Source organism: Clostridium sp., from assembly GCF_050717635.1.
In the GTDB taxonomy this organism is placed as follows: Bacteria; Bacillota; Clostridia; order Clostridiales; family Clostridiaceae; genus Clostridium_AD.
The window spans coordinates 25397-37907 of record NZ_JBOITO010000036.1; the positions used below are offsets into that span (position 1 = coordinate 25397).

General features: G+C 33.2%; 13 protein-coding genes. 5 read left to right on the top strand and 8 right to left on the bottom strand.

The window, feature by feature from the left end; genetic code table 11:
• Position 1 precedes the first annotated feature (1 nt).
• The 3 genes from ACREWB_RS16310 to ACREWB_RS16320 are packed head-to-tail and all read left to right on the top strand — an operon-like array spanning position 2 to position 1971.
• Positions 2–829 carry an energy-coupling factor ABC transporter ATP-binding protein gene (locus tag ACREWB_RS16310; RefSeq protein WP_431548523.1) on the top strand — a complete coding sequence of 276 codons (828 nt, stop codon included), beginning with the start codon at positions 2–4 and terminating at the stop codon, positions 827–829.
• A gap of 51 nt (positions 830–880) precedes the next feature.
• A complete protein-coding gene (locus ACREWB_RS16315) occupies positions 881–1633 on the top strand; it encodes an energy-coupling factor ABC transporter permease (RefSeq protein WP_431548524.1) in 753 nt (250 codons plus the stop codon).
• A complete protein-coding gene (locus ACREWB_RS16320; RefSeq protein ID WP_431548525.1) occupies positions 1633–1971 on the top strand; it encodes an energy-coupling factor ABC transporter substrate-binding protein in 339 nt (112 codons plus the stop codon). Before ACREWB_RS16315 ends, ACREWB_RS16320 begins: the two co-directional genes overlap by 1 nt.
• 210 nt (positions 1972–2181) lie before the next feature.
• Here ACREWB_RS16320 and ACREWB_RS16325 read toward each other — a convergent pair whose 3' ends face one another.
• The 6 genes from ACREWB_RS16325 to ACREWB_RS16350 all read right to left on the bottom strand — a co-directional run bounded on the left by ACREWB_RS16325 (position 2182) and on the right by ACREWB_RS16350 (position 9495).
• Positions 2182–2739: a site-specific integrase gene (locus tag ACREWB_RS16325; protein WP_431548526.1), complete on the bottom strand. Its 558-nt coding sequence runs from the start codon at positions 2737–2739 to the stop codon at positions 2182–2184.
• A 344-nt stretch (positions 2740–3083) separates the two neighbouring features.
• Positions 3084–5126 (bottom strand): RHS repeat-associated core domain-containing protein, encoded by a 2043-nt coding sequence (locus tag ACREWB_RS16330; protein ID WP_431548527.1) that lies wholly within the window; start codon positions 5124–5126, stop codon positions 3084–3086.
• Positions 5127–5349: 223 nt separating this feature from the next.
• Complete coding sequence (locus ACREWB_RS16335) at positions 5350–5706, bottom strand: hypothetical protein (protein ID WP_431548528.1); 357 nt, start codon at positions 5704–5706, stop codon at positions 5350–5352.
• A 45-nt stretch (positions 5707–5751) separates the two neighbouring features.
• On the bottom strand, positions 5752–7794 hold the full coding sequence (locus tag ACREWB_RS16340) for an RHS repeat-associated core domain-containing protein (RefSeq protein ID WP_431548529.1): 2043 nt from the start codon (positions 7792–7794) through the stop codon (positions 5752–5754).
• Between the two features lie 211 nt (positions 7795–8005).
• The gene (locus tag ACREWB_RS16345; protein ID WP_431548530.1) at positions 8006–8389 is read right to left on the bottom strand and encodes a hypothetical protein; all 384 of its coding nucleotides are present in this window, start codon (positions 8387–8389) and stop codon (positions 8006–8008) included.
• A gap of 62 nt (positions 8390–8451) precedes the next feature.
• A complete protein-coding gene (locus tag ACREWB_RS16350; protein ID WP_431548842.1) occupies positions 8452–9495 on the bottom strand; it encodes an RHS repeat-associated core domain-containing protein in 1044 nt (347 codons plus the stop codon).
• A 619-nt stretch (positions 9496–10114) separates the two neighbouring features.
• On the opposite strand from ACREWB_RS16350, the gene ACREWB_RS16355 reads away from it, so the two are divergent.
• Positions 10115–10264, top strand: coding sequence for a hypothetical protein (locus tag ACREWB_RS16355; RefSeq protein WP_431548531.1), 150 nt, complete (start codon positions 10115–10117; stop codon positions 10262–10264).
• Positions 10265–10374: 110 nt separating this feature from the next.
• Here the strand turns inward: ACREWB_RS16355 and ACREWB_RS16360 are convergent, their stop codons facing one another.
• Both ACREWB_RS16360 and ACREWB_RS16365 read right to left on the bottom strand, forming a co-directional pair.
• Complete coding sequence (locus ACREWB_RS16360) at positions 10375–10944, bottom strand: HD domain-containing protein (RefSeq protein ID WP_431548532.1); 570 nt, start codon at positions 10942–10944, stop codon at positions 10375–10377.
• 68 nt (positions 10945–11012) lie between these two features.
• Positions 11013–11687 carry an HD domain-containing protein gene (locus ACREWB_RS16365; protein WP_431548533.1) on the bottom strand — a complete coding sequence of 225 codons (675 nt, stop codon included), beginning with the start codon at positions 11685–11687 and terminating at the stop codon, positions 11013–11015.
• Positions 11688–11952: 265 nt separating this feature from the next.
• Between ACREWB_RS16365 and ACREWB_RS16370 the strand changes: the two genes are divergently transcribed.
• Entirely contained in the window at positions 11953–12504 is a 552-nt protein-coding gene (locus ACREWB_RS16370) for a recombinase family protein (protein WP_431548843.1), read from the top strand.
• Positions 12505–12511: the final 7 nt, after the last annotated feature.

Below are 12511 nucleotides of genomic sequence, written 5' to 3' on the forward strand. Positions count from 1 at the left end.
TATGGAAGACCCAATATTAAAGATAGAAGATCTTTACTACGTCTATGGAAATGGAAAGTCTGCACTAGATGGCATAAGTGTGGATATCCATGAAGGTGAGAAAATTGCTGTCATTGGCTCCAATGGATCTGGTAAGTCCACATTTTTTTTAAACATAAACGGTGTATTTACGCCAAAGCAAGGGAGAATCATTTACCGAGGTACACTCGTAAGTAAAAAGAATTTAAAGGGACTTCGAAAAAATATAGGAATCGTATTTCAGGATGCTGACAATCAAATAATCGCATCTACGGTCAGAGCAGAGGTTGGATTTGGACCGATGAATTTAAAACTCCCAAAAGAGGAAGTACTTAATCGAGTTGAGGAAGCACTAGCTTATATGAACATTTCAGAGTTTAAGGATCGTCCTCCACACTATTTAAGTGGTGGTGAAAAGAAGCGCGTCACCATTGCAGGTATCATTGCTATGAAATCGGAAATCATAATCTTTGATGAACCGACTGCCTCACTAGATCCCTTAAATACATTGATGTTAGAGGAAGTTTTGGACAAGCTTTTAGTAGAGGGTAAAACAATGCTGATATCCACCCATGATGTTGACTTTGCATACAGATGGGCTGAACGTATCCTTGTTTTCTGTAACGGAAAGATTATTGCAGATGGAACACCATTAGGAATCTTCCAAAATAAGGAGGTTCTAAAACAAGCGAATCTAAAACAGCCAACTATTATGGAAATCTATGAATTGCTTGTAGAAAAAAACTTGCTGCAAGATACTAAAACCTATCCCAAAAGCACCCAAGAGTTCAAGGTAATGCTTGAAAAATAGATAGTTTTATAGGCCTTTTAGCTTAGACTAATAAACTTAAGGAGGAAAGAAATGAAACAAAAAGAAAGGAAAGTTATTCTTATTGCGATTACTTTTGCAATAATATTTGGAACTCCTACCGTTGCAAACGCAATGCACATCATGGAAGGATACCTACCGCTAAAATACTGTATAATATGGGGTGCCATTTGTGTTCCATTCTTATTATCAGGTTACTTCTCCATTAAGAAAACCTTGTCTAGCAACCGTAAATCCATCACTATTCTTGCTATGTCAGGTGCATTTATTTTTGTGCTTTCATCTTTGAAAATTCCATCAGTAACCGGAAGTTGCTCACATATGACTGGTACCGGACTTGGTGCGATCTTATTCGGACCTATGGCTGTCAGCATTCTTGGCATTATTGTACTAATTTTTCAAGCAACCCTACTTGCTCATGGCGGACTTACAACGCTAGGCGCTAATACGTTTTCTATGGCTATTGCAGGACCGTTGCTATCGTATGCAATCTATAAAATATGCAAGAAAACGAAATTTAATAAATATATAGGCATATTTCTAGCGGCATCAATTGGTGATTTATTCACCTATTGTGTAACAAGTGTTGAGCTTGCGCTTGCATATCCTTCTTCTAGTGGTGGTATTGGAGCATCCGTAGCTAAATTCCTTGCAGTATTTGCACCGACACAGCTTCCGCTTGCAATTATTGAAGGTATTTTGACCGTTGTTATCATTATGGGTCTTGAAAAATATGCAAAATCTGATTTGACGGATATTGGATTCCTAGATAGAGGTGAAATTTAATGGCAAAGACAAAATATAAAGTTATCATTTTATTAACTATTGCAGTATTAATAGCCATTATTCCACTATTCATGTTAAAAGGCGCTGAATTTGGTGGCTCTGATGATGCAGGAAGTAAAGTAGTTTCCGAGATTACAGGTACTGATTATGAACCTTGGGCTACACCTGTTATGGAAACATTGATTGGTGGAGAGATACCAGGCGAAATTGAGAGCTTACTCTTTTGTGTACAAACAGGTATTGGAGTCGGTATTATTTTCTTTTTCCTTGGAAGATATGTAGAAAGAACTAAAAAAGAAAATCAGGAGAAAAAAACTGAAAAATCAGAATCTATTTAATGAGATAATAAATCAGTTGCCTCATTATGGAATTTATATCCATAATGAGGCTATTTTTTTCATATATATATATCAGTGCCTTACACTGATGTTATATTCTTTTTCGAGTTAGAACTATTATGGGGTTGTTTACACATATCGTCCAAAAGTTCAATAGAGATGCATCCTATCAATTAAGATAGGAAGTCATTCAGTTGATTAATTAGCAAATCAATTTCCGGAGGTTCTTTCTGCCCGGTTAAATCGAACCGTCCTCCAAGATTGATATGGATAGGTTAGGCTTACCGATGGTGCTGAATGGTTTAAAAGTTTTTGAATCCGACTGATATCTATGCCGGTTTGGTAAGCGTGATAACCGAAAGTTTTTCGCATAGTATGTGTGCCAATTGAATCAGTAATACCTACAGTCCGAGCTGCCGCATTAATAATCCGGTATGCCTGTACTCGACTTATGACTTGCCCTCCCTTTCTACTAGGGAACAGGGTCGATGCCACAGGCAAATTAGTTTCAGCTAGATATTCTTTAACTGCCTTAACACAGGTCTCCGAAAGAGGGAAATCTTTTTCTTTACCCGTCTTGACTTCCAAGATCCGAATACGATTCTGGCGATATACGTTGCTGACTTTTAGCTGCAGCAAATCAGAAATCCGTAAGCCGGAGTTAATTCCTAAAGTGAAAAGCAACCAGTCCCGAAGGCTTTGCGCTTTTAGCACTTTTTTCATAGCCGCTAGCTTTTTTTTATCGCGAATGGGTTCAACTGTCTTCAAAACTTATCGTCTCCCTTAATGTATCTCTATTGCTTATATTATATAAAAGAAGTACATTGAAATCAAGTTCTAAAATATTTTCATAATTCACAATGCCCATTAGTCTAGTAAAATCAAGGGTTAAGAGGGTTTTTGTGAATGTAACACAAGTGAGTTGTGTTACATTCAATATTAAGATTTAACTCTCTATTGAACTTTTGGACGATATGTGTAAACAACCCCCTATTCCTATACTTTTTATAATAATTTGAGTAATAATTAATATTACTATTGTAATCACGCTATACCCTATGCTTTTACCATTTTCCAACTACCGTCACCCTCTTAATAAAAATTTACATTAGTTACGCTCTATTTAACCATAAATTCACTAGGCCTTTTCCACCTTCAGCAATCACTCCTATACCCAAACCTATGCCAACTGCTGCCCAGCCTCCACTCGCTCCAAAAATAATTACTGCTGCAGTACTTCCTACATCAATTGCAGTCCTAGCCCATGCCTCTTCTGTAATATATTCTCCTGAAAAATTAGCTCTAACTGAATAAGTTAACGACACTAATGAATAAGTTATTAAAAAATTACTTACTTGTGGATAAGCACTTAATTTTATTGGAGTTACCACGCTACGTGAAACATTTGTAATTATAGTTGTAGTAGTTTGACCTATCGTTGCCACTGAAGCAGCTGCAAGACCTATAGAACTTACTACTCCTGCAACAGGACTTTCATAATTATAATTCTTTGCTTTAGGCTTTGCCTTAACGTTATGCTTCTTTTGATAATTAGACATATTTACCTTAGACATAGTTGCAAGTGATGCTTCTCTCATATCATCGGTTTCTACACCCGCTGTATATATTGGTCTAAAACCCGATGGATCCTTCAAAGTAGTAGGATTATTCTTGCAATATGCAAACCCATTAGCTCCAGTTAACTCTCCTACACTTCCAACAGTAATATCCGGATTTAAGAACCTTCCCCAGCTTGGATTATAATATCTACTCTGTAGATAATAAAGTCCAGTCTCGGTATCATACCTATACCCTCTATATCTATATGGATTCTTAACTCCTACACTAGATGCAAGTGTTCCTGTAATTGATATTAGTTTGCCCCAGGTATCATAAATATAGCCTACTACTTGTGTTCCAGTTTTGTCATAAAGTCCTATAATATCTCCCTGAACATTTCTTATATAGTAGTATTCTACACCATTTAAATTCATACTTACAAGGCTTCCAGAACTGCCATAAGTGTAATAAATTATATCAGTGAGGTTAGTTTCATGAATTACCATACTTCCTAAAAGATAATATTTAGTTGTTACTCCATCTACTGTTTTTACTGTTCTGATCCCTGCATCATTGTATTTATAACTTATATTTTTACCATTACCTATAATGGATTTTAATTGTCTTCCTTCTTCCCATATATAGGTGTACCCGTCATAGGTTAAAGGATTTCCTAAAGCATCATAAGTTATTGGTTTCCCATTGTAACTTATAAGTTTATCCTTCCACACAGTATTATAACTATAGGTAATTGTAGTATTGCTTCCTCCTCCATAAGGAATTTCTAGCTTACTCGTTAAGTTTCCGCCTACATCATAACTATAGATTATAGTTTTATTTAGTACTTGATTATCTTCCTGTATTAGCTCATTTAGCTCATTATAAAGATAGATGATGTTCATTATACCTTGAGTAACCTTTGAAATATTTCCATTGGCATCATATTCATAGGTAATAGGGACGCCATTATTGTTCTTAATAGAAGCTACTTTACTGGTAGTTGCATTTGTGTTTGTGCCAGGAACATAGGTATACTCCGTGGCATAACTAAAGATTTCTGTGTTTGTAGTTTTACTATTCATTCTGCCCAAAGCATCGTAGCTGTAATTTACTCTGCTATTGTAGTACATAGAAAGTATTTCATTTGCACTTAAAGCTGAGGAAGAATAACTGAATTTCTTAAATAACCCAGTTAAGGAATAAATGCCACTTATATTACTACCCACCGCCGTTTGCATTCCTGTAAAATCCTCAAAACTTGTTACATTAGCAGTGTATGCCTTACTATTTAAATATAATGTACAAGTTAAGTTACTTCCATCAAATTGCCACTTAGCTGCTGCAAAATTCCATTCATTTGAACCTACAGTTTCATCTGTAGTTATTACGTTTGTATATATTCCTGCATTATTTCTTACTGCAAGGTTAACCTTTTGATTTGCATCCACATAAACATTTAATAGCTCTCCACTTGTTCCTTCATTTACAAATATTATTCTTGAGCCTTGCCCATTTGCGCTAAACCATGATGTCATTGTTCCTGAGGTTTTGTTTATATCTAAATTATAAACACCAGGGACTATTTCTGTAGCCACTGGTGCTTATTCATAAGTTTTCTCTTTTCTTTATACAGTTTTCAAAATTTATTCCACTGAAAAACTTACTAAGAAGGAACGACTGAACTAGCTAACAATTGTTAATCTCAAACCTGATTCCTTAGCATAAACTGGAACCAGTTTTTTCTCGCTATTCTTTGACATAAACCACCAGATAAACAGGTAACATTGCGAAGGAAAAATGACTGAGCTTGCTTCTCTATTATTTTTTATTACTCATAATTGCCCACACATAAACAGAAATGGTAGTTGAAATCAACAAACCAATGGAAATCGGTATTAAAAGATAATTCACAACGAGCACATCTCTGGCTGGGGTTATATAAAGAATAATACCAGCTATTGATAATGCAATTATATTATATGCGAAAATTATATAATACTTATCTTTTCTTTCCCCTTTCTTCACTCTAATTATACTCCATACAAAATAAAGCACCCCAAACAAAAACACTCCCAGCACTACAATAAATGGAATATTATCTATTCCAATAAATCTTATTAGTGAAGCAATAATTAATCCTACTACTAATTTAATCATTACATTTTTATTTTTCATAATATTCCACATTATCTCCTTATACAAATTTGTTTAACCATTTAACTAATCATTATACACTCTTACCTTTATAACCTCACTAAATACTGTAACGACTACAACTGAAGTTATCATTCCAAATAAGCCTATCGGAGTAAATGCTAACCCTATTAAGGCAGCAGTACCTATCACATCTATAGCACTCCTTCCTAAAGCTTCCGAAGAATTATATCCACTATGATAATTATCATATACACTTACTCCTGTTAATGCTACGCCAATTAGTCCAGCTTTTGAAAAACCTCTAATACCTTTTACAATACCCTCTGCTTTCACAAGACCAGTAGGAAGTGCAGTTCCTCTCCGCACTGCTCTATTTACACCTAATTGCATATATTCAGGTAAAATCTCATCTACCACATTGCCAATATTTTTATCGGCTGCAGCAGAAAAAGTATTTGTTACTACCGAAAAAACTGTTGGGGACACTCTTTGTTTTTTTCGATACCTATTCATATTTACATTAGACATAGTATCAAGTGAAGCTTTTCTCATTTCACTAGTTTCTACACCCGCTGTATATATTGGTCTAAACCCCGATGGATCCTTCAAAGTAGTAGGATTATTCTTGCAATACATAAACACATTAGCTCCAGTTAACTCTCCTACACTTCCAATAGTAGCATCTGGATTTAAGAACCTTCCCCAGCTTGGGTTATAATACCTACTTTGCAGATAATAAAGTCCAGTCTCGATATCATACCTATACCCTCTGTATCTGTAAGGATTCTTAACTCCAACAGTAGATGCAAATGTTCCTGTAGTTGATGTTAGTTTACCCCAAGTATCATAAATATAGCTTACTACTTGTGTTCCGGTTTTATCATAAAGTCCTATGATATCTCCCTGCACATTTCTAATATAGTAATATTCTACACCATTTAAGTTCATACTTACAAGGCTTCCAGAACTGCCATAAGTGTAATAGATTATATCAGTGAGGTTAGTTTCATGAGTTACCATACTTCCTAATAGATAATATTTAGTTGTTACTCCATCTACTGTTTTTTCTGTTCTAATTCCTGAATCATTGTATTTATAGCTTATATTTTTACCATTACCTATAATGGTTTTTAATTGTCTTCCTTCTTCCCATGTATAGGTATAACCGTCATAAGTTAGAGGATTTCCTATAGCATCATAAGTTATTGGTTTCCCATTGTAACTTGTAAGTTTATCCTTCCACACAGCATTATAACTATAGGTAATTGTAGTATTGCTTGCTCCTCCATAAGGAATTTCTAGCTTACTCGTTAAATTTCCACCTACATCATAACTGTAGATTACAGTTTTATTCAGTACTTGGTTGTCTTCTTGTACCATCTCATTTAGCTCATTATAAAGATAGATGATGTTCATTATACCTTGAGTAATCTTTGAAATATTTCCATTGGCATCATATTCATAGGTAATAGGGACGCCATTATTGTTCTTAATAGAAGCTACTTTGCCGGTAGTTGAATTTGTGTTTGTTCCGGGAACATAGGTATACTCCGTGGCATAACTAAAGATTCCTGTGTTTGTAGTTTTACTATTCATTCTGCCCAAAGTGTCGTAACTGTAATTCACTCTGCTATTGTAGTACATAGAAAGTATTTCATTTTCACTTAAAGCTGAGGAAGAATAGCTAAATTTCTTAGATAACCCAGTTAAGGAATAACCACCACTTATATTACTACCCACTGCTGTTTGCATTCCTGTAAAATCCTCAAAACTTGTTACATTAGCAGTGTATGCCTTACTATTTAAATATAATGTACAAGTTAAGTTACTTCCATCAAATTGCCACTTAGCTGCTGCAAAATTCCATTCATTTGAACCTACAGTTTCATCTGTAGTTATCACATTTGTAAATATTCCTGCATTATTCATTAATGCAAGGTTAACCTTTTGATTTGCATCCACATAAACATTTAATAACTGACTTGATCCTTCACTTGCAAATATTATTCTTGAGCCTTGCCCATTTGTGCTAAACCATGATGTCATTGTTCCTGAGGTTTTGTTTATTCCTAAATTATAAACACCAGTAGCTATTTCTGTAACCACTGGTGTTTTTTTATTAGTTTTCTCATTATTTTATATAATTTCTAAAATTACAATCCTAGGGACATTGTGAAGAAACGACGATTGAGCAAGCTAGCAATTATTAGTCTGAAACCTGAGCCCTTCGTAGAAGCCGAAACCGGTATTTTTCGTCATCCTTTGACATATAACACCTGATAACAGGTAACATTGCGAAGGACAGTGACTGAGTTTTTTAATACTTCTTAGACTTATGCTCCTTACTATATTTACAAATTACATTTACTAATACTACTACTGCAAAGCTTAAAAATAAAATTCCTATTAGAGCTATAAATACATTTTTATATTTTGTAAAAATTTGTGGATACTTATTATCTAAAACAACTGCAATTATAAATACGCTAGCAAGTAATATTGATAATATTGCAATAGATAGCAATAATTTCTTTTCCTTTTTACTGCCTTTATACTTTAAAACGCTCAAAGTTACTACTATCATACATACTATCATTATAACTACAGTTACTTGAAATGGCATATTTTCTATACCTATACTTCTAATAACAGCACCTAATATAAATACTAATACAATTGCTAGCATATTATACTTTTTCATAACTTTTGTTTCACCCCATCCTTAGTTGTTTTTTTGATAAAGACTATAATTCTATAATTAGATTATTCATTTTCCCATATAAAGTATTTAAAACCCTCGGCAACAGTAGTCAATATAAGCCCCGCTCCCATTGTAATTCCAACTGCCGCCCACCCAACTGGTGTAATAAAACCAATTCCAATTACAATTGTGGAAACTATAACATCTATTCCACTTCTTCCCAAAGCTTCATCATCATTATACATATTATAATTTGACCACACAGAGTAGCCTGTAAATGCCACACCAACTAACCCAACCTTTTCAATTTTTCCTAATCCTCTTAGGGCAGATGCTCCTTTTATTGGTATTGCAGGTAGTGATTGACCAGTTCTTTCAGCCAATCTTCTAGCCGCTCTGTTCGCTGCAATAGGTATTGCATTAGGAACTTTAGATAGAATTAAACTAGCTCCTCCTTCACTCCCAGTCGCTGAAACACTTTTAACTACATTTACAATTTTACTTTTTATACTTGGATTTGAAGAACGATGCTGATAATTATACATATTTACCTTAGACATAGTAGCAAGTGAAGCTTTTCTCATTTCACTAGTTTCTACACCCGCTGTATATATTGGTCTAAAACCCGATGGATCCTTCAAAGTAGTAGGATTATTTTTGCAATACACAAACACATTTGCTCCAGTTAACTCTCCTACACTTCCAACAGTAATATCCGGATTTAAGAACCTTCCCCAGCTTGGATTATAATATCTACTCTGTAGATAATAAAGTCCAGTCTCGGTATCATACCTATACCCTCTATATCTATATGGATTCTTAACTCCTACACTAGATGCAAGTGTTCCTGTAATTGATATTAGTTTGCCCCAGGTATCATAAATATAGCCTACTACTTGTGTTCCAGTTTTGTCATAAAGTCCTATAATATCTCCCTGAACATTTCTTATATAGTAGTATTCTACACCATTTAAATTCATACTTACAAGGCTTCCAGAACTGCCATAAGTGTAATAAATTATATCAGTGAGGTTAGTTTCATGAATTACCATACTTCCTAAAAGATAATATTTAGTTGTTACTCCATCTAGGGGTCCTGTACACATATCGTCCAAAAGTTCAATAGCGATTCCGGCTACTCATTGAGCCAGTAATTACCCCAATATGTTAAGTAAAAGACCAATTTCTGGTGGTTCCTTCTGCCAGTTAGCTTGAACCTTCCTCCAAGATAATGTGTTGCACAGTGAAAGGAGACTTTTTTTCATTGCCTCTAGCTTTTTTATCACAGATTGGCTCAACTTTCGTTACAATTTACTATCTTCCTTTATGTATCTCTAACAGTTAATTTATAATAAATAAGTACATACCAAGCGATACTTAAAATTAATTCATGTTGTATAAGAACAACAACGCCAGTAGTACCAATACTTTAGGGATTCTTTCCGAATGTAACAGAATTACATTGTGTTACATTCAGCATTAGCATTTTTTTTGCTTTGACTCCTCTATTGAACTTTTGGACGATATGTGTAAACAACCCCAAGTAGCGATTTTGTATTTAAAATAGCCAATAAAAGAAATATTACAGTCAAAAAAATTCCTAAAGAAAAATTAAATAATTATTTAAAATTATGTAAATCCTGGAATGATGTTAATAAAAAATAGAAAGATAAATTATCTTTCTATTTTTGTACTGTTTTTTATTTATCTATTTCCCGTCTAACTTTGCTTACTAAATATTATTTAATTGTTTTTGTTGCTGCACTTTCTTTTTTAACTCGTGGAGTTGATGTTTTCTTCTTCAATTCTTCTAGTAGGGGTACAGGTAGTAATGGAACAGAAAACGGCTATAAGCATGTTAAAAAATGTATTTAAAATTTTAATACCTGTTTATCATCAATCTTAAGAATAAAAAAAGGCATTGCTGCCTTTTGGGTTGATGTACAATATAAGAAAGATGTGCATTAAACATATTTCTTTATGAATTAATTTTTTAGTACAATTTTAGTACTTTCATATTTATCTCTTATAATTTCTTTGGCTTCAGGGCATAGTTTATTCCAACTTCTTTCAATCTTTTCACTTACCCAATTTGCGCCTTCACTTACCTCCATTTTTCTTTTATAATATACAAGATGTAGTAGTGAAGGTATTTGGTCTATGTGAGCCATCGCATCGGCACTTGCAAGACATATTGATTCTTTAGTAGTTTTTTCAAGTGGTACACTTCCCCTATGTTGAATAATACAGTCTTTAATTATATTTATTCTTTCTTCTGGGTAATCAAATCCTTTTAAAATTTCTTCTGCTTCAATTGCCCCGTATATATGATGTTCTTTATACATTGATGAATCTTTTACACTTGCATAGTCATGTAGTAATGCTGATATCTCAACTATTTCTTTGTCTGCTCCTAATCTTTCAGCCAATAATTTTGCATATTTAACAACGATAGTAACATGATAAGTCCATCCTTCATATCCAAATACATTTGTATCTTTCTTACTTTGCTCCTCAACAATATTTGAAATGGATTGTATTAATTCTTCTGACATAAAAAAGCCTCCTATTTAATAGAACTTGACTATGTTTAATCATCCATTATGATAATTTCAAATTAGTTTTATTCAACACCTTCTATCTCTAACTTTAATTTATTAAAATATTCTTCCATAAAGTTAAGTCTTTCTTTGCCAATTTCTTTTGCTCTTTTGGTATATAACTTATCTGGAATTTTTTTAAATTTTACTTCATATTCAATAAAAGGTGTATGCTTTGAAACATCTTTTAACCTTCCATTTTCAACAGTATTAGCATTTAAATAGTTATTAAGTGATTCAGGAACTGTTAATCTTTGTCCGAATTGTCCTGCTAACATAAAAGTACGAGCAATACCACTTGCCCCAATAACATCCAGTTTATCTGAATCAAAAAGTATTTTTGCTTCTATTGTTTTAGGTTCATTTCCAGTTCTAAATCTATGCGATATAATGCAATGTTTTATCTTCTCTATTTTATCTTCTTCATACTCTAACTTTCTCAATATGTCCTCTGCAATTTCACTACCTAACACAGCATGGTCGATTTCTCCTGTTTTATCTTCACTCTCTTCTATTCTCGCAATATCATGCAACAATGCAGACGGAATCAGAACCTCCAAATCAACATCTTTCTCGTGTTTTGAAAGTGTTAAGCAGAAATTATAAACTCTAAATATATGGTCTAAATTATGGGCTGAACAAGTTAATTTGCTTTTAACAATTTCAATAATTTTTTTATGTGTTGTATCTATATTCATTAATGTTAACCCCCTATTGATTAAAATAGTTCTATAAATTATAATACCAAACATATGTTCTTATGTCAAATTATAGTTTGATGTTAAAATGAATTGCGCTCCGTAAAAGTGTACCTTTTTAAACGGTATATAGAGCGTTCAATATATTTAGTTTTTATATTTTTGAACGTTCGTATTAAACAATTGATATTTTCAAACATATCCTGTATTATTTTAATAAATATTATCTTAGAAAGAGGTTGTTTATATGTAAAATATTGCATACATACGGGTTTCATCAATTGAACAGCATACAGATAGGCAAGAAATAGCACTATGCGCATTTAAAATTAATAGATATTTTATTGAAAAAGTTAGTGGTAAAGATACTGAGAGAGCAGAGTTTAAAAAAATGATGGAATATGTTCGGGATGGTGATACTCTTTATATAGAAAGTATAAGTAGACTCGCAAGAAGCACTAAGGATTTACTTAATATTGTTGAACAACTAAAAATTAAAGGTGTAGAGCTTGTTAGTCTTAAAGAGAATATTGATACAAAAACACCTCAAGGTAAATTTATGCTTACTGTATTTGGTGCATTAGCAGAGCTTGAAAGAGAAAATACCTTACAAAGACAAAAGGAAGGTATTGACGCTGCTAAAAAAAGAGGTGTTCATTTTGGTAGACCTAACATAGAAAAGCCAAAAGAATTTGAAAGAATATATACTGATTGGAAATTAGGAAGTATAAAAGCTGTGCAGGCCTTTAATTTACTAAATCTTAAAAAAACAACATTTTATAAAATAGCTAAACAATATGAGAAAATAATAAAGTAAACTATTG